General features: G+C 65.7%; 19 protein-coding genes. 6 read left to right on the forward strand and 13 right to left on the reverse strand.

Annotation, left to right across the window (positions count from 1 at the left end):
* The first annotated feature begins 240 nt into the window (after positions 1-240).
* Positions 241-879, forward strand: a complete 639-nt coding sequence (locus LDH66_RS03060; protein ID WP_226479604.1) for an FAD-dependent oxidoreductase — start codon at positions 241-243, stop codon at positions 877-879.
* A 60-nt stretch (positions 880-939) separates the two neighbouring features.
* Here LDH66_RS03060 and LDH66_RS03065 read toward each other — a convergent pair whose 3' ends face one another.
* Positions 940-1,410, reverse strand: a complete 471-nt coding sequence (locus tag LDH66_RS03065) for a DoxX family membrane protein (RefSeq protein ID WP_226479605.1) — start codon at positions 1,408-1,410, stop codon at positions 940-942.
* Positions 1,411-1,545: 135 nt separating this feature from the next.
* Here LDH66_RS03065 and LDH66_RS03070 point away from each other — a divergent pair, with 135 nt between their 5' ends.
* Positions 1,546-2,547 carry a hypothetical protein gene (locus LDH66_RS03070; RefSeq protein ID WP_226479606.1) on the forward strand — a complete coding sequence of 334 codons (1,002 nt, stop codon included), beginning with the start codon at positions 1,546-1,548 and terminating at the stop codon, positions 2,545-2,547.
* A gap of 33 nt (positions 2,548-2,580) precedes the next feature.
* Here the strand turns inward: LDH66_RS03070 and mce are convergent, their stop codons facing one another.
* The 5 genes from mce to LDH66_RS03095 all read right to left on the reverse strand — a co-directional run bounded on the left by mce (position 2,581) and on the right by LDH66_RS03095 (position 9,274).
* Complete coding sequence (mce, locus tag LDH66_RS03075; protein WP_226479607.1) at positions 2,581-2,964, reverse strand: methylmalonyl-CoA epimerase; 384 nt, start codon at positions 2,962-2,964, stop codon at positions 2,581-2,583.
* Positions 2,965-3,745: 781 nt separating this feature from the next.
* Positions 3,746-4,579 (reverse strand): aldo/keto reductase, encoded by an 834-nt coding sequence (locus LDH66_RS03080; RefSeq protein ID WP_226479608.1) that lies wholly within the window; start codon positions 4,577-4,579, stop codon positions 3,746-3,748.
* A gap of 121 nt (positions 4,580-4,700) precedes the next feature.
* Positions 4,701-6,977, reverse strand: coding sequence for a PQQ-dependent sugar dehydrogenase (locus LDH66_RS03085; protein WP_226479609.1), 2,277 nt, complete (start codon positions 6,975-6,977; stop codon positions 4,701-4,703).
* A gap of 175 nt (positions 6,978-7,152) precedes the next feature.
* Positions 7,153-8,835 carry an acyl-CoA mutase large subunit family protein gene (locus LDH66_RS03090; protein ID WP_226479610.1) on the reverse strand — a complete coding sequence of 561 codons (1,683 nt, stop codon included), beginning with the start codon at positions 8,833-8,835 and terminating at the stop codon, positions 7,153-7,155.
* 85 nt (positions 8,836-8,920) lie between these two features.
* Positions 8,921-9,274, reverse strand: coding sequence for a DUF7967 family protein (locus tag LDH66_RS03095; protein ID WP_226479611.1), 354 nt, complete (start codon positions 9,272-9,274; stop codon positions 8,921-8,923).
* A 56-nt stretch (positions 9,275-9,330) separates the two neighbouring features.
* Here LDH66_RS03095 and LDH66_RS03100 point away from each other — a divergent pair, with 56 nt between their 5' ends.
* On the forward strand, positions 9,331-9,579 hold the full coding sequence (locus LDH66_RS03100; protein WP_226479612.1) for a DUF8142 family protein: 249 nt from the start codon (positions 9,331-9,333) through the stop codon (positions 9,577-9,579).
* Between the two features lie 33 nt (positions 9,580-9,612).
* Here the strand turns inward: LDH66_RS03100 and LDH66_RS03105 are convergent, their stop codons facing one another.
* Positions 9,613-10,200: a GNAT family N-acetyltransferase gene (locus tag LDH66_RS03105; RefSeq protein WP_226479613.1), complete on the reverse strand. Its 588-nt coding sequence runs from the start codon at positions 10,198-10,200 to the stop codon at positions 9,613-9,615.
* 331 nt (positions 10,201-10,531) lie between these two features.
* On the opposite strand from LDH66_RS03105, the gene LDH66_RS03110 reads away from it, so the two are divergent.
* Together LDH66_RS03110 and LDH66_RS03115 are read left to right on the forward strand one after the other, a co-directional pair.
* Positions 10,532-10,732 (forward strand): hypothetical protein, encoded by a 201-nt coding sequence (locus tag LDH66_RS03110; protein ID WP_226479614.1) that lies wholly within the window; start codon positions 10,532-10,534, stop codon positions 10,730-10,732.
* Between the two features lie 137 nt (positions 10,733-10,869).
* On the forward strand, positions 10,870-11,589 hold the full coding sequence (locus LDH66_RS03115) for a DICT sensory domain-containing protein (protein ID WP_226479615.1): 720 nt from the start codon (positions 10,870-10,872) through the stop codon (positions 11,587-11,589).
* A gap of 45 nt (positions 11,590-11,634) precedes the next feature.
* Here LDH66_RS03115 and LDH66_RS03120 read toward each other — a convergent pair whose 3' ends face one another.
* The 6 genes from LDH66_RS03120 to LDH66_RS03145 form a co-directional block, all read right to left on the reverse strand.
* Entirely contained in the window at positions 11,635-12,564 is a 930-nt protein-coding gene (locus LDH66_RS03120; protein WP_226480937.1) for a M48 family metallopeptidase, read from the reverse strand.
* Positions 12,565-12,680: 116 nt separating this feature from the next.
* Entirely contained in the window at positions 12,681-13,025 is a 345-nt protein-coding gene (locus LDH66_RS03125; protein WP_226479616.1) for a hypothetical protein, read from the reverse strand.
* 142 nt (positions 13,026-13,167) lie between these two features.
* A complete protein-coding gene (locus LDH66_RS03130; RefSeq protein WP_226479617.1) occupies positions 13,168-14,094 on the reverse strand; it encodes a DUF7983 family protein in 927 nt (308 codons plus the stop codon).
* 115 nt (positions 14,095-14,209) lie between these two features.
* A complete protein-coding gene (locus LDH66_RS03135; RefSeq protein WP_226479618.1) occupies positions 14,210-14,863 on the reverse strand; it encodes an HAD family hydrolase in 654 nt (217 codons plus the stop codon).
* Positions 14,864-14,993: 130 nt separating this feature from the next.
* Positions 14,994-15,497, reverse strand: a complete 504-nt coding sequence (locus LDH66_RS03140; RefSeq protein ID WP_226480938.1) for a YciE/YciF ferroxidase family protein — start codon at positions 15,495-15,497, stop codon at positions 14,994-14,996.
* Between the two features lie 132 nt (positions 15,498-15,629).
* The gene (locus tag LDH66_RS03145) at positions 15,630-16,187 is read right to left on the reverse strand and encodes an NAD(P)/FAD-dependent oxidoreductase (protein WP_226479619.1); all 558 of its coding nucleotides are present in this window, start codon (positions 16,185-16,187) and stop codon (positions 15,630-15,632) included.
* 144 nt (positions 16,188-16,331) lie between these two features.
* Here LDH66_RS03145 and LDH66_RS03150 point away from each other — a divergent pair, with 144 nt between their 5' ends.
* Entirely contained in the window at positions 16,332-17,903 is a 1,572-nt protein-coding gene (locus LDH66_RS03150; protein WP_226479620.1) for an FAD-dependent oxidoreductase, read from the forward strand.
* The last annotated feature ends 26 nt before the right edge of the window (positions 17,904-17,929 follow it).

A 17,929-nucleotide genomic window follows, 5' to 3' on the forward strand; every position in this document is an offset into this window, starting at 1 on the left:
CTTCTGAAACCCCAACCGGCCGATCGCAACGGCGAATGATATATTCGGTATAAGAAAACACGACTAGTAGTCGTTACTAATTATAGGAACTCCGTTATCGGGAGAAAGAAGCCGTCAACGAGGCGAATGCGTGACTGAGTGGCGGAAAGATTCCCTACTATCATAGTTGTGATTGAAAGCCGATCCGCCGTCGGTAGTGGAACGGAACGCCTTTTCAATCAGCCGCCGAACGAATTCGACATGGAAGGGACGCCAGTCACCGTCGAATCGGTCAGCGAAGTCGGTCCTGCTACCGTCGCGCTCGAACTCGAGACGCCCGACGGCTTCGATGCCTTACCGGGACAGTTCGTTTTGCTCCGAGCGGCACCTGACGACGAAGTGATCTCGCGTCACTACACGCTCTCGTCACCGTCGGTCGGTGAGACGTTCGAACTCACGGTGGGGGTCGATCCCGACGGCGATCTCTCGCCGTGGCTCGCTTCCCTCGAGGGCGGCGAGACGGTCCACGTCGAGGGGCCGTTCGGCCGGATCACCTACGAAGGGGAGGACGATATCGTCGCGGTCGCGGGCGGCCCGGGGATCGGCCCCGCGGTCGCGGTCGCCGAAGCGGCCCACGAGGTCGGCCATGACGCCGTCGTGATCTATCAGACCGACGAACCGGCCCACACCGAGCGACTCGAGGCACTCGCGGACGCAGGCGCGACGGTCGTCGTCATCGACGAGGACGCCGACGACGAACTGGCGGATGCGATCGCGACCCACCGCGAGGCGGGCCAGCTCTACGCGTTCGGCTTCGACGGCTTCGTCACGTTCGTCGCCGAAGCGATCGACGACACCGGCGGCGATTCGGACGAGGCGCTGATCGAGAACTTCGGCTGAGTCGGTGGTCGGTGCGGCCGACCGGTGGACGGCCGGACTCGAGTGGCCGATCCGGCGGACTTATGCGTCGGAGTCCTGAGACAGTCCCAGTTTCAGAAACGCGAGCGCTGCCCCGAGCAGCGCAGTGTTCTTGGCGAAGTGGAAGAACTCCTGCTGTCTCAGTTCGGGATCGTCGATCTCCCAGAAGTCGTGCATCAGCGGCGTGGCACTCGCGAAGAACGCCGCGACTGCGGCGGCGGACGTGGCGGGAACCCGCCACAGCGCCAGTCCGAGACCGCCGAACAGGAGCCCCCCGCTCGTCGCCGGGACCGACAGCGACGGGATCGGCGCGTTCTTCGACTCGGCGTACTGGATCCGCCCCTCGAGGTTCCGGAGGTTGTCCATCGCCATGAACGCGAGGACGGCACCGAACAGGACGCGTGCCAGCCGAAACATCCCGCTCTCGGTGATCGATTCCTCGTCCGTCTCCGACTGACCGAGCGTCCCGCTATCACTGCCGCGCTGGGTCTCGCGCTGCAACAGGCTACTCATGGCCCGACGTATACCTGCGACGGGTTTCAGTGGCACCGTGACATTTGCCTGTCCCGCGAGTGCTGACAGTCCCCTCTGGATACAGGTTAGCGTGCCTGACAAAGGTGTTTATCCCCCATCGTAGTGGAGTCGCGTATGCGACGACGCGACCTCCTCGCCGGCACCACCGGCGCGCTCTGTGGGCTGGCCGGCTGTACGAGTTCGACGTTCGACCGCCTCCAGACGGAACGTCCCGGGACCGACGATGACGGCGGTGATGCCGACTCGAGCGACGGCACCGACCGGGACGACGCCGAATCGGACCGGGCGGACGCGATCACGGTCGGCGATCCGGACGACGTGCCGTTTCTCGCCGCACACCCGCCACACGAACTCGCGATCCGCAACGACGGCGAGACGGACCGAACGATCTCCGTCGCGATCACCACCGACGAGGACGGAGGGGATGACGGAGACGATAGTGCAGCCGATGGCGACGACGAGGACAGCGCGAATGACGGAGACGATGACACAGCCGACGGCGACGAGGACGCACTGCTCGAGCGCGATCTCGACCTCCCGGCGGGCGAAGGGCTCGAGATCGTCCTCGTCGAGCCGCGATCGTACGCGGTCAGCGTCACGACCAGTAGCGACGACGGGACGAGCGAGTCGACCGTCACTGACGGGATCAGCCGGCGACCGTTCGACTGCACTCGGTCCCGAACGAGAATCACGCTCCGCGAGACGGGCATCGGGACGGCATCGAGTTCGACGACGATTCCCTGTCCGGTACCCGACGTCGTCGATGCGTCGCTCGCGGTCGGCGAGGGACAGTGTGCGGACCGAACGGACGGTGACCGAGCCGGCGTCGAGTTCACGGATGAAACCGTCGTCATCGAGGGTGATATCGGAACGCCGACGCCCTGTCACGACCTCTCGCTCGCCGAGACGGCCTACGACGAGGATCGCGATCTCCTTGCGGTCACCGTCGCCGTCGGCGACCAGGTGGCCGACAACTGCGTCGACTGTCTCGGCACCGTCGGCTACGAGGCCCGAATAGACCTCGAGGGGCGATATCCCGACACCGTCGCGGTCCGCCACGAGAGCCGCGACGAGACGCGCCGGATCACCGCGGCCGAGTCGCCGGCGAGCGAGTAGGTGGAGACGAACCGCGGGCCGTCGTCGACCGAATCAGTGTTCAACGAGTTCGATCAGGATTCCGCCGGTATCCTTCGGATGCAAGAACGCGACCGAGTGGCCCCAGGCTCCCGGCCGCGGTTCCTCGTCGATCAGCGCCACGTCGCGGTCGCGGACCGTCTCGAGAGCGCTCTCAATGTCGTCGGTCGCGAGCGCGAGGTGGTGGATCCCCGCCCCGTTCTCATCGAGATACCGCGAAATCGTCCCCTCCTCGAGGGGCTCGAGCAGTTCGAAATACCCGTCGCCACAGTCGAGAAAGACGACGCGCATGCCGTCGAACTCCTCCTCGTGAGCGACCTCGAGGCCGAAGAGGTCGCCGTACAGTGCCGCGAGTTCCCGTGCGTCCTTGGTCGCGATCCCTGCGTGATCGAAGTGCATCGGTGGCTCGTTCGTCGCGCCGGACAAATAGCGCTGGGATGTCGACAAGTGATCGTCTTCGTTTCGCGATTGCCAGTGATCTCTTCAGGGACAGACGGCACCCGACCGGAACGATACCGTTCGGTCGATCAGTATGTTTACAAATTTGAGAGGAAACGGACTGCATATATGGTCTCCGCCCCCTCCCGTCGAACGGCCCTCCTCGTTTGTTGTATCGTAGCTAGTCTTCTCGTGCTCGTTGTCGGATCGTTGGGGCCGTTTTCCGTGACTGACGGTGAGTCAGAGCCCTCGCAGCTCTCAGTGTCGTCGTTCGAACGTCTCGAAACCGGGTGCAAGGATGATGTTGCGACGTACGCGTCGAGCGGACACGGCAACGGGTCCTACACGAGGGTCTCGTTCATCGAAACGGGGACCGAGACGGCGGCCCTCTCCGCGCGGACCGAACGGACATCACCGGTCGGAGCGGACCTGACTACGTTCCGTGTCGCCGTCGAATCCACCGGCCAGCCCCGTGAAAACGCCTCCTGCACTCTGGGCGTTCGATACCGGCTCGAACTGACGCACGATCGAGGATCGTCGGACGAACTCCCTGGCGACGACGGAACCCGCGTTCTCTGGCTGGAAAACGGCGAGTATAGCGGCTGTTCGTCGACTACGTCGGGCTCACTCGATGCCGAGTGCCATCGATTCACGAAAGACAGTCAGTCCGATCGAACCTGGGCGAATACGACAGGATAACGCGAATGTTCTGTCTCGCATTGAACAACAATCCGAGGGGCTTTCAACGCAATCCGAGCGTCACGGCCACCTGATCCCAGAGGCCGTCGCCGATGTCGGCGACCGCCGCCAACTCCTCGTTCGAGAGTTCGAAGTCGAAGATGTCGGCGTTCGCTTCGATGTGCTCGCGGCTCGAGGCCTTCGGGATCGCCGCCACGTTCGGTTGCTGGACGAGCCAGCGCAGCGCGACCTGCGACGCCGACTTGTCGTAGGACTCCCCGATCTCGGCGAGTCGGTCGTCACCCGGCACGGTCCCCTCCGCGAGCGGGCTGTACGCCGTCAGGCAGACGTCGCGCTCGACGCAGTACTCGAGCAGGTCGTCCTGATGATGATACGGATGGTACTTCACTTGGTTCGCGACGATCGGCGTCTCGGACAGCTCGCGAGCGTCCTCGAGTTCGTCGACCGAGAAGTTGCTGACGCCGACGTGATCGACGGCGCCCTCGTCCTGCAGGTCGTTCATCGCGGCCAGCGTCTCCGCGAGCGGCGCGCGGTCGCTCGGCGCGTGAAGCAGGAGGCAATCGACAGTCGAGAGTCCGAGTCGCTCGAGGCTCTCCCGCGTCGACTCGTGAACGTCCTCGCGCGCGGCGTTGTCGGGGTGGACCTTCGTCACGACGAAGACGTCCTCGCGGTCGACCTCGCTCTCGGCTAGTGCCCGGCCGACGGCGGCCTCGTTGTCGTACATCTGGGCGGTATCGACGTGGCGGTAGCCGAGAGCAAGGGCGGTTTCGACGGCTCGCCGGCAGTCCCTGCCCGTCATGCGTGCGGTGCCGAGTCCGAGCGCCGGCACCTCGGCTCCCTGCGCGATGACCGTCCCGGTCGTCGAGTCGGTATTCATGGCTCGCCGTTCGGTGGCGGCCATAATCAAGTCGGACCCGGCGAGCGACGAGCCGTGTGGCGTTCGCGGCGAAAAAAGCGCGGTTCGAGGGTCGGACGCGGGACTCGATCCGGTCGCGTCGTTACGCGTCGTCGGTTTCGTTGCCGACCGTGGCGTCGTCGGTCATCCCGCTCTCGTTCTCGGCGGTCTCGTTGCCCTCGCCCTCGATGGGCTCGTCCTGCGTGTCTTCCGTCGCGTTCTCGTCGGGCTCTTGCTCCTCATCGTCCATAGCGGCTTCGCCGTCTTCAGGGGCCGACAGGGAGTCGCCCTCGCCCGGCGGCACGATCTGCATGACCGCGCCCGTGTCGCCTTCGGGGACGCCAACCTGATTCGCGAGGACGTAGACGTTCCCGTCGGCGTCCTGACCGAACTGCCGGACGAAGTAGGGGAACGAGCCGTCTTCGGTTCCCGCGACTTGGAGCGCCTCCATGTCCCAGAGTTCGTCTCGCGGGACGACCTGCTCTTGGCCGCCACCGCCGACGTCTGCCGCGCCGTCGCCGGCCGTCTCGTTAGTCGCGTTCGTCTCGTTGTCGAAGCCCTCGTCTTCGATTCCCTCGTCGAGGGGCGTCTCGTTTTCGCTGGCGTTGGTTTCGTTCCCGTCGCCGATCGGCTCGTCTTGCGTGTCTTCGGTCGCGTTCTCGGGAGCGTCCTCCCCATCGGGAGCGACGCTCTCCGTCTGATTACCGCCATCTCCACCGGTCATCTGGCCGTCTCCGCCGTCATCGGGTTCCGAAGCGGCGAGGAGTCGACCCTGTGGACTCTGACGGGCCGGGTCGGCCGTCCAGTCACCGAAGATATACTTGCCGTCGATGTCTCCGACGTCACCGGCCTCGTACACGTGTCCGCCGATGACGGTGATCCCGACCACCTGATCCTCGTAGACGTGCGGATACTCGGCAATCGGATCCTGCAGTTCCTGCCCGTTGTAGGGCGCTTCGTCGGGGGCCGAGTCCGGACAGTCCTCCGGCGGCTGGCTCGGGCTCTCCGTGCTGAAGCAGTGCGTTCCCTCCTTGACGTTCCAGCCGTAGTTGCCGCCGGCCTCGACGAGGTTTACCTCCTCGAAGAGGTCCTGTCCGGCGTCGGAGGCGAACAGTCGGCCGTCGCTGTCGAACGTGATGCCGAAGGGATTGCGCATCCCCCACGCGTAGTACTCGTCGCGGGCGTCCTCCTCGTCGACCAGCGGGTTGTCATCCGGGATCGCATACGGCCGATCCTCGCCCTCCGAATCGACGTCGATCCGGTGGATCCCGCCGAGCAGGTTCTCGCTGACGTCCTGTCCGTTGCCGCCGTCGTTTCCGTCGTACCAGTCGTCGACGTGACCCAGCATATCGTCGTTGGCACCGCCACCGTCGCCCATCGGGACGTAGAGGTAGCCGTCCGGTCCGAACGCCATCGGGCCGGCGTCGTGATTGTACTGGGGCTTCTGGAACTCCATGAGGACCCGCTCCGATTCGGGATCGGCCGCGCTCATGTCCTCGTTCGCCTGGAACTCGGAGACGACCTCGACGTGGCTCCAGCCGTCGGGCGTCTCGTCGTTCGGCGGCGCGCTGTAGTGGACGAAGAAACGCCCGTTCTCGGAGAACTCGGGGTGGAGTTCGACGCCGAGCAGCCCTCGCTCGTCGTACTCCGATTCCGGATCCGCGTAGTCGCCCTGGAACGTGCCGAGTTCGACCATCCGATCACTGACGTCGAGGAACGGTTCGTCTTCGACACCGTCGCCGGTGACGGTCCAGAGCTCACCGGTCTGATCGGCGACGAAGTAGCGGTCTTCGTCCCCGTGTGCGGCCATGTCCGTCGGCGCAGTCATCCCCTCCGCGACGGTCTGGAGACCGATCTCCGCGCCCTCATCGAAGAAGGCCGGCATCTCGCCGTCGGATTCTTCTTCGCTCTCGCCGTCACCACCACCGCCGACCGAGATATCCCCGCGCATCGTCGCCGAGTGGGGCTCGCAGTAGTACGTCGACATCTCGCTCGTCGCCTCGAACTCGAGCGACTGCGTCTCGCCCTCCTGACTCAGGAGCTCGGTCCGCTCGAGTTGTTCGCCGTCCTCGCTCTCGATGACGAAGTTGTGCGGTAGTCCGTCGAGGTTCTCCCACGTGAGTTCGTACGTGGTCCCCTCCTCGAGTTCCAGCGTCGGGTTCGTTTCGTCGGCGATATCATCGGGCGCGACGCCCTGCCAGCCGCTCGTTTGGCCGCCGAGTTCGATCATCTCGGCATCTTGTGCGAGTGCGAGATTACCGAACCCAGCGACGCCACCCGCGACTGCGGCGGCCTGCAGCACGCGGCGGCGGGACGCCGATGGATAGTTACCGTCCGACTCCGATACCGGGGTCGATCGCTCGTCGGGGTGTTCGCTCATGTTGCGCTCACGACAGCGCCGTCGGCCGATATCAGGATAAACAGATCCGACTGTTCCCCCGAATTCCCCGCTCAATCGGGCGTTGTCTTCGAACCGCCGGAGGGGAGCGGATGTAACAACGGATTATACGAGCGGAATCGGCGATATTATGCGAACAAATTCGGCGTTCAGCCGCTCACATTGCGCCACCGGGCTGGTACTCCCCGAACTCGTCACGCATGACGTTACAGATCTCGCCGACCGTCGCGTACGCTTTGACCGCGTCGATGATGTACGGCATGAGGTTCTGATCGCTCCGCGCCGCGTCGCGCAGCGCCTCGAGCGCCGCGTCGACCGCTTCGTCGTCGCGCTCCTCGCGGGTCTCCTCGAGGCCATCGATCTTGCGCTGCTGGTCTTCCTCGGTGACTTCCTCGACGTCCATCTGCGGGTCCTCGTCGACTTCGAACTCGTTGACGCCGACGATGATCCGCTCTTTGCTCTCGATTTCCTTCTGGCGGTCGAAGGCCGTGTCCTGAATCTGGCGCTGGACCCACTGTTGCTCGACGGCCTCGAGCATGCCGCCGCGGTCGTCGACCTCGTCGAGGATCTCGTAGGCTTCCTCCTCGACCTCGTCGGTCAGCGATTCGACGTAGTAGCTGCCCGCCAGCGGGTCGATAGTGTCGGCCGCGCCGGACTCGTGGGCGAGGATCTGCTGGGTTCGCAGCGCCGTGCGAACGGACTCTTCGGTCGGCAGGGCGAGCGCTTCGTCCTTGCCGTTGGTGTGGAGGCTCTGGGTACCGCCGAGGACGGCCGCCAGCGCCTGGTAGGCGACGCGGACGACGTTGTTCTCGATCTGTTGGGCGGTCAGCATCGAGCCCGCGGTCTGGGTGTGGAACTTGAGCTGTTTGGACTTGGGATCGTCCGGATCGAACCGCTCCTCGATGATGTCGTGCCACATCCGACGGGCCGCGCGGAACTTGGCGACCTCCTCGAAGATGTTGTTGTGGCCGTTGAAAAAGAAGGACAGTTGGGGGGCGAAGTCGTCGACGTCGAGGCCGGCCTCGATCGCCGTCTCGACGTATTCGATCCCGTCTCCCAGCGTGAAGGCGAGTTCCTGGGCGGCCGTCGAGCCGGCCTCGCGGATGTGATAGCCCGAGATCGAGATCGTGTTGAACTTCGGCGTTTCCTCGGCGCAGAACTCGAAGATGTCCGTGATGATCCGCATCGACGGCTCGGGTGGGTAGATGTACGTGTTGCGCGCGATGTACTCTTTGAGGATGTCGTTTTGAATCGTCCCTCGAAGCTCCTCGCGGTCGACACCCTGCTGGTCGCCCACCGCGATGTACATCGCCAGCAGCACCGACGCCGGCGCGTTGATCGTCATCGACGTCGAGACCTCGTCCAGCGGAATCCCGTCGAAGACGGTCTCCATGTCGGAGAGCGAGTCGATCGCGACGCCGGCCTTCCCGACCTCGCCCGCGGCCATGGCCGCGTCCGAATCGTACCCCATCTGGGTGGGCAGGTCGAACGCCATCGAGAGCCCGGTCTGCCCCTCGTCGAGCAGGTAGTGATAGCGCTCGTTGGTGTCCTCCGGCGTCGAGAACCCGGCGTACTGGCGCATCGTCCAGAGCCGACCGCGATAGCCCGTCGAGTAGACGCCGCGCGTGTACGGCGGCTCGCCCGGGTTGCCCAGATCCTCCTCGTAGTCGAGATCGCCGATATCGTCGGGCGTGTAGAGCCGATCGACCTCCTGACCGCCCGTATCGGTCGTGAACGTTTCCTTGCGCTCGCCGAACCGATCGAGGACCGGTTCGACTTCCGCCTCGTGCCACTCCTCCTTGCTGGCACGGATCTCCTCGAGTTCGTCGGGATCGAACATTATAGTTATCGTGGACCGGCCGGGGCTTCAACTTTGATGAACACGTCAAGCGTCCGCGGTCGAATCGGCGGTTTCGTTCGGGTGCCTAGACGCTGTCGGCCGGGTCGTGTCGCTCCGCCATCCGCGACGCTTCCTCCGCGTAGCGCTCCCGCGTCGTCTGATCGTCGACGCTCCCGAGCGCGTCGGGCGAGACGAGCAGTCCGGCCTTCGTCTCTCGAGCGGGGCCGGTAAAGCTGGTCAGCGCCCGCTCGCGGCGGTGGTACCGCCGGCCGTCCTCGGTCGCGTAGACGAGGATGATGAGGTTGAGTTCGTCGTCGCCGTACGTTCGCTCGACGAGCCAGACGGGGACCGCCTCGTCCGCGGTGGTATCGCCGGCATCTGACTCGCCGTCGTCGGAATCGGTACGTTCGGCCGTCAAATCGGATCGGTTCGCGTTCATGAGTGTTCTCGGAATCGCCACAACCGCTTATGTCTCGGGGCGTCGACGGCCCGGATATGTCCAGCGAGCCGACCGAGTCGCCGCTGTCGGCCGACGAGACGGGCGATCGCCGCCGAGCGGCCCGCTACGTCGCGCCGTTTCTCGCGCTCGGACTGCTGAACCTCGGGCTCTTGCTCCGCTGGGGACTGGACCCGCTGTGGGCGTTCGCCGTCCTCCCGCCGATGCTGTTTCTCTCCGGGATCGCCTGGGTCGCGTTTCGACACGGCTTCGACGAGCGACCCGCCGGTCCGGGATCGAACCGGTGACTCGAGTCGGCGTCTCGGTCCCACGGTCGTCACCTACCGACCGGTATCGTACTTGTACGTCGCCGAGTCCGAATCGATGCCGAAGTCCTCGGGGGACTCCTCGTCGTCCGCCTCGTCGCGTCCCTCGGGGGCGCGCTTGAACGCCTCCCGGAACCGGTCGGGCATCCGGAACTCCGCGACGTCGATCACGAGGGGCACTGCGTCGAGGTCGACCCCCTCGCGCTTGTCCTCGAGGCGGTCCCGCAGGACGGTCGGCAGGTCGGACTCCTCGATCCGCTGGAAGCCGAACTGGGCGAGGTAGGCTCCTTCGCCGGTCAGGACGTAGACGGTATCGAACCCCTCGTCGCTGGCGTACTCCACGAGCCGTTCGATGATGTGAGCACCGACGCCCTGTCCGCGCCAGCCCTCGAGGACGCCGATGCTGGTCAGTTCGCAGACGTCCGCCGACTCTTCGTCGGTCTTGTGAATCCGGATGCGGCCGAACCCGGCCTTCTCGCCGGACTCCTCGTCGATCGCGACGACGTAGTCACGGGAGCGAAACGCCGTCTCGTCGAGTCCCATCGACTCGATGTGATCCAGCAACCAGACCTCTTCCCTGTTTTTCGCATCCCGCACGTACATAGGTCGGTATAGGAGGTGTGCAGCCAAAAGCGTTTGTGGGCTGCCAGTATTTCGGTCAGTGTCGCGCTCTCACCGTTTCGCGGTGCCTCCGCTCCCACATCGCCTTCGCCCCACCATTGTGAACAATTAGCTACAGAATGGCGATGAAAGCTCGAATTCATAAATTAATACCCTCTAAGTGGCTGTACTGAGTTGTATTTCTTCTCTGTAATAGCACATCTGGGCAAGACTTTTTATCTACCATGCCAATTATTGGCATATCATGGCCGAATGCGATCACTGTGGCGACGAAGTAGCACGGCTCTTCACGCACCGAGTCCGAACCGAAACCATGACTCACAGGCGGACCCATCGCGTCTGTCAGACCTGTCACCCGTCCCTGCAGACCGCGAGCGAGACGACGCAGTCGTCGGAACGGCTCGTCGCGGACGGCGGAACTCGCGGCGCTCACTGTCCGGTCTGCTCGGGAGCCACCGTCGTCGATACCGGCTCGTACGCGTGCGTCGACTGCGGCTGGACCGGGACGCAGTAGATCGCTCGAGCGCGAATCGCGAACCGGAACGCGGATCGAGCAGTTCCGTCGGTCGCCGGCATCGATTCGAATCCGTTCCTACCGTCCCTAACAGCGTAGCCCGGTCACACAATCCGGTCGGCGACGAGTCAGTTATCATGAAAGTCACCACGGAATCGCTGGCCGACTGCATCGACCGAATCGAAACCGATCGGAAGACGATCCGGGTGTGTAACCCCGACGACGCGGATGTATCGGTGCTCGAGTCCTTTTTCGACCCGCACGACGTCGACGTCGAAATCGTCGACGCGCCCGGTCGCCCGGCTCCCGTCGTCGATCTCCGTGCGGACGGTCGGCGCATCGCCTCGAGCCCGCTCGACGATGTTCGACGCTACGCCCGGGCCTGGGAGGAGTCGATGACCGTCGGGCTGCGGGCCGACCGGCCGGCTGTGGTCACTGAATTGACGGACAACTACTTCGAATCGTACGACAAACAGCGGATGATCATGGCCTCGCGGATCGTCGAGTTCCGAGCCTGGAACATCGGTAGCGGCGAGCTCCACGCGGGCTTCCAGCAGCTGTCAAAGCTCGATCACCAGCCCGAGGTCTACCGAAACCTCGCGTCGTCGGCCGTCGACACGCACGTCTACGGCGAACCCGACCGGGAGCCACTCCCGGAACTCGAGTTGACGGTTCACGAGGGCGACGGCGAGGAACTCCGCCGCCACTGGTGGGTCGCCTACGACGGGAACGGCGACGACGAGGAGAAGATCGTCCTCCTCGCACAGGAGCGAGGCCCCGACCGGTTCTACGGGTTCTGGACCGAACGGCCCGCCGTCGTCGACGACGTCATCGCTCGCATGGAGCACCTCGCCTGAGTCGCGTCGCGGCTCCGACCCGACGGCACGTGGCCCGTCTCGGTCTCACCCGCTCGACTCTCGAGTCCGGCCGCGATCGCGAGCGCGTCGCGCTCGGTCGAGCAACCGCTCGATCCGGTCGTCCGTCGAGGGGTGCGTCGAGAGCAACCGCCGCCACGTCTCGTCGTCATCGGTGTGAACGTACAGGGGTGCGAGCAACCCCGCCGACGGTTCCGCGGTTCGCTGGATCGTCCGGAGCGCGCGGGCGAGCGCGACCGGCCGTCCGGTGACGGCGGCGGCCCGATCGTCGGCGGCGTACTCCCGCCGTCGCGAGTGGGCCCTGACGACCAGCGTCACGAGGAGAAAGCAGACCGCGACGCCGCCCTCGATCAGCCCCAACAATCGACCGAAGGCCGTCCGCGACCACGACCGCGGATCACCGCGGATCCACGCGACGGCGCGAGCGATTCCCGCGATCGGTACCAGCAGCGGCGTCAGTAAGACGAAGACGAGTCCGGCGACCGTTCGGAAGACGCCGTAGGCGAGTGTCTGGACGAACGCGTCGTAGCGCTCGAGGTGGGCGAGTTCGTGCGCCACGAGCGCCTCGAGTTCGTCGAGCGAGAGGAACCGAAAGAGCGACCGATCGAGCACGACGACGCCGTCGCGTCGACTGCCCAGTGCGAAGGCGTTCGGCATCGGCAGTCGCGCGATCGCGACGGTCGGCGAGTCGACACCCATTCGCGACTCGAGATCGTCGAGTCGCCGGTAGAACCGGGGCGCGTGCGATCGCGGTAGTTCGACCGCATCGAGCCTCGAGAGCAACCGGTTCGTCCCGAACCGATAGCTCAGATAGCCGCCGAAGAGACCGATTCCGACGATCACCAGGAGCGTCGTCGCGGGATCGGGCGCGGAGGCCCGGAGCACGGACAGCGCCCAGTAACTGAGGGCGGCCAGTCCGAGATACCACAGCAGTAGCAGGCAGCCGATCAGCGCCATCAGGAGGCGCGTTCCGGCTCCGCGTCGACGGGTCATTCGTTCTCGACTCAGGCTACGGACGGGCGACTGAAACGAATATCGAACGTGCGAGTCACTGCCGAGACGGACTCCCGCGACTACCAGTCCGACGGCCCGCCGTCCGACAGCCGGGTTCGAAGCCGACTCGAACGCGCCACTCGCGCCCAGAGGGCGTATCCGCCGATCGCACCGAGCGAGGTGAGGAGCAGAAACGAGCAGAAGTACCACGGCTTCGACTGAATCACGATCAGGCCCCTTGCGGGAGCGGGCACGACGCCGAGCGCCAGCAGGTAGAACGCAGTGAGGAGCGCGAGCGACGACCGGCGGTGGCCGTGCCAGTAGAGAACGCCGACGAGGACGCCCGAGAGCAGTCCGAGTTGGCCGGAGTGGAGCTCGGGAATCGTGCTGAAAATCGATGAGAGGACGGTCTCGACGGTCGCCATGTATTCGTTTCTCCGCCGGGGAAGTCCTATTCGTTCCCCTGTAACTGGACAGCCACTATGACGGATCGATCCTCGTCGACGATCGCGACGACCCGAACGCCGCGCCGTCGGCGAGCGCGATCGGCGACCGTCCGGCGAGCGGCTATCCCGCGGACAGCGCCTCCTCGAGTCGTTCCTCGATGTCGTCCAGTTCCTCGCGCAGGTCCTCGCCCTCGGTACCCTCGAGGTCGTCGATCCGGTCGGCGATCCCCCGGAGCCGCGAGTACTTCTCGTCCTCGTCGACGCCGGTCTTCTGGACGTAGACGTCCTCGTCGACGTCGTAGACCTCGTCTTCCTCGAGGTCGGTCACTGCGAGGACGACGTCCAACTTGTCTCGATCGACTCCCGTGACCCACTCGCGGGGAATCCCGCGGTCGTCGAGGGCGGCGAAGATCGTTTCCGCATCCGTGGGCTCGCGACGCTCCCGCGTCGTCCGCCGGACGGTGCCGTACCGGCCGTGGAGTTCCTGATCGGGCCCGAGTCGCTCGAGCAGCGGGTCCCGCGCCGACCGGCGCACCCGATTGGAGCCGTGCTGGACGTCCGACGCGAGCACGTAGAGATCGGTCAGCGAGTCGGTGTCGAGGGACGCGGGCTCGGCGGCGTCGAGTTCCTCGAGCAGCGCCGCCAGCAACAGGGCGTCGTCGTGGACCCGTTCGGGCCGGTCCCGCGCGGCCGCCGGGGAAACGAGAAACGGGCTCTCTCCGCCGACGGCATCGGCGTCGTAGCTGATCGTCTCCTCGTCGGCGGTGTACTCGTCGGCGAGCGTCACGACACTGGCGTACGGCTCGACGCCCGGCTGGAGGTGGTCGACGGAGACCGCTCCCTCGTCGAGTTGCTCGAGGAAGACGACGAACTGTTCGCGCCAGAGCGGCCGCATTTCGCCGCTGTCGCCGAACCGGACGACGATCCGGTCGTCGTCGGTCCGCTCGATCTCGAACGGGCGCTCGGAGACCGGCGTCACCAGTTCGGCACCCGGCTCGAGGGCCTCGCACTGCCGGCGGAGGGTCGTCCAGGCGTCGTCGGGTTCCATACGCTGAGTACGGCGAGCGAGGGGAAAAAGCGCGGCCACGAATCTGCCACGCGGGCCGTCGTTCGCACCGTCGGCCGTCGGGTCAGGTCTCCGTCGGCACCGAGAGTCGACCCGCTCACTCGAGGACTGACGGAAGCCCCGAGAGCGACGGGAGGCGATAGGTCGGGGCCACGTCCGCGTCGACCGCTCCCTCCCCGGGCCGCGAGAGCAACACCGAATCGATGCCCGCGTTGTCGGCCGCCCGGACATCGACGGCTCGGTCGCCGACGTACAGCGCGTCGTCCGCCTCGAGGGAGTCCATTGCGGCCTCGATGTTCGTCGGATCGGGCTTGCGTCGGGCCAGCCCGTCGGGGGTCAGCGGACAGCCGTAGACGGTCTCGAACAGCGATCGGAGCCCGAACCGATCGAGCAGCGTCGAGACGACGGTCGGGTGGTTGTCGCTGACGACGCCGAGGGGCCGGTCGAGCGACCGCACCGCGGTGACGTCGTCGTACGCCGACCGCAGCCCGCGTTCTACCTCGTCGCGCTGGGTGCGGACCATCTCGCGCGCGGCCTGGGCGCAGAACGCGTCCGTCTCGATACCGAGGCCCTGACAGCGGTCAGCAATCGACTCGAGGTCCCCTCGCATGAGCTCCTGAAACGTCTCGGCGGCCGGCCCGGACCGGCCGAGTTTCTCGTACGTTCGGCCGAGGGCGGCGGAGAGCCGCTCGGACGACGGAGTCTCGACTACGACCCCGTCGAAGTCGAACAGGACCGCATCGTACGTCATTGTGGCGGAGAATATTCACTCGAGGATCATAATGGTGCTGTGATAATCGATCACGCCGCGAGTCCGGGTCTGAGGATGTCACGTCGGGATGAGAACCGGGGAGCTCCCCGGTATCGGTACGTAACACAGCTTACGACGGCGTCAGCCGATCCCACAGCGACTTCATGTCCTTCGCCGTCGCCAGCGTCTCGAGTTCGCGGAAGGCGGATTTCTCCTCGTCGTAGTTCGACTCGAGCGGAGTCTGGACGTCGTTGCCCATCTCGAGTTGCTCCGCGATGGTCGTCAGCCCCTCGTAGGCCGTCATCTCGACGCGCTCGGTCATCATCCCCGCGTTCAGGTAGACCATGTTCAACAGCTCGTCGTCCTCGATCTGTGACTCGAGTTCGCGCCGGTCTTCCTCGAGCCCCTTGAGGATGGCGCAGTCCCGCGCCTCCGCGGGTCGGTCGAGCGCCGCGAAGACGTCTTCGATGCGCTGGACCTGCGTCCGGGTCTCGTCGCGGTGGTCGGCAAAGCCCTGACTCATCCGGTCGTTGGTGGTGTTCCGGGCCATCTCGTCTAACGTTTCGACGAGTTCCTGTTCGATGTAGTACTGTTGGGCGAGCTTGTGGACGAACAGTTCGTGGAGATCGTTCATTGCCATATGGGTGGACCGCCACCGACCAGTCGCTTAGTCGCATGGCCCGAACACGCAGGTGCGGCGCTATCGGACGGTTTCGCCGACGAACCGGTGATCACCAAGCCGTTGGTCCCGCGCTCGATCGGACGATTAGGGCACGTCGTCCGGCACGTCGAAGTCGTGGAAGTGCTCGCCCTTCTCTTTGCTCAAAATATCTAATGCCGCCGACGCGCCGTCGCCCGCGGCGATGACCGCCTGCCACTCCTCGTCCCGGACCATCGCGCCCGTCGCGTACAGGTTGTCGATACTCGTCTCAGTGTCCAGATCGACGTCGACGGTGCCGTCGTCGGCGAACTCGACCGCGAGGTCCTCGGCCATCGAACGGTCCGCACCGGTCGCGAGCACGACGTAGTCGGCGTCGTACTCGCCGTCCTCGGTCTCGACCCGGAAGCCGCCGTCACGCGGCTCGACGTCGGTGACCGCCTCGCCCTCGCGGATCTCCGCACCGCGGTCGCGGACCTGTCCGCGGGTCAGTTCCATGAACTCGCTGCCGCTGATGCTGCGGATCCCGGGATAGTTGAACAGGTGGGCCTTGTGCATCCACGTCTCGTCGGTGTCGAAGACCACGGTCTCGAGACCGTTCTTTCCGGTAAAGAGCGCCGCACTCAGGCCGGCGGGGCCACCGCCGACGACGATAACGTCCGCCATAGACCGGCCGACGACGAACGAGCAAATAAAGAATTTTGATAGGACGCATGACCGTCACGCCGTGGAAGACGATCCACCAGTGACAGGCGATCTCAGCCCCCGTTCCTTTTGTCGCGGGTGTGGTGCTGTCCATCGACTGCTCCCATGCCGGACCAGACCCACCCCGAATCACCGCGCGAGGAGTCGCTGTGGCTCGCTACGACGCCCAAGACCGACTACGGCCCGCTCGAGGACGGCCTGGCCGTCGACGTGGCGGTCGTCGGCGGCGGCATCACCGGCCTGACGGCGGCGATCGAGTTGAAAGAGGCCGGCCGAACCGTTGCCGTCCTCGAGTCTGACCGGATCGTCGAGAGCACCACCGGCCACACGACGGCCAAACTGACGTCTCAGCACGGACTGATATACGACACCCTGATTTCGGCGTTCAGCGAACGAAAGGCGCGCCAGTACGCCGCCGCGAACGAGGCGGCGATCGACGCGGTCGAACGGCGCGTCGAGGCGGAGGGAATCGACTGCGACTTCCGCCGGACGGCGGCCTACACGTACGCCGCCTCGTCCGGCGACGTCGAGACGATCCGCAACGAGGTCGACGCGGCCCAGCGGCTCGGCCTCCCGGCCTCGTACGTCGAGGAGACGCCGCTCCCGTTCGACGTCCCCGGCGCGGTCCGCTTCGACGAGCAGGCGGCGTTCCACCCGCGGAAGTACCTGCTGGCGATCGCCAAGGGAGTTCACGGAGACGGCAGCTACGTCTTCGAGGGGACCCGTGCGCTCGATATCGATCCGGGCTCACCCTGTCGCGTCGAGACGGAACACGGCGAGGTGGTCGCCGACGACGTGGTCGTCGCGACCCACTTCCCCGTCCTCGATCGGGCCGGCTACTTCGCGCGGATGCATCCCCACCGCGCGTATCTGCTCGCCGTCCGCATCGCCGGGACACCGCCCGAGGGAATGTACTACAACACGGCCTCACCGTCGGCGACGATGCGGACGTATTCGGTCGCTGACGACGCCGAGAGCACGGGCGACGAGGACGGCGACCTCCTGCTCGTCGGCGGCCAGAGCCACAAACCGAGCGTCAGCGGCGTGCCGACCTCCGAGCGGTATCGGCGCTGCGAGGCGTTCGCCCGCGAGCACTTCGACGTCGAGTCGGTCGAGTACCGCTGGTCCACGATGGACTACGAACCCGTCGACGAGGTTCCCTTCATCGGCCGGATCGATCCGCTGTCGGAGCACGTCTACGTCGGCACCGGGTTCAACGGCTGGGGAATGACCACCGGCACCGCCGCCGGGATGATCCTCTCCGATCTGATCGTCGAGGGCTCGAGCCCGTGGGCTGACGTCTTCGACCCCCAGCGGTTCACACCGAAGGCCTCCGCGAAGAGCTTTCTCGAGGAGAACGCGACGGTCGGTGGGAGTTTCGTCGGCGACCGGATCAAGTCGCTGCTGGCGTCGCTCGAGGCGCGCGGTTCGGACGGCCTCCCCGATCCCGGGGAGGCTCGCGTCGTCCGGCGAACGGACCAGCCACTAGGGGTCTACCGGGACGGGGAGGGGACGACCCACGCCGTCTCGGCGACCTGTCCGCACATGGGATGTCTCGTCCGGTGGAACGACGCCGAGGAGACCTGGGACTGCCCCTGTCACGGCTCGCGGTTCACCCACGAGGGCGAGGTCCTGTCGGGACCGGCGGTCGAGGGACTGCTGTACCGAGAGCTCTGATCGCGGCTGCGAAAATCGGCGAGAAT

It is taken from the genome of Natrinema amylolyticum (assembly GCF_020515625.1).
Lineage (GTDB): Archaea > Halobacteriota > Halobacteria > Halobacteriales > Natrialbaceae > Natrinema > Natrinema amylolyticum.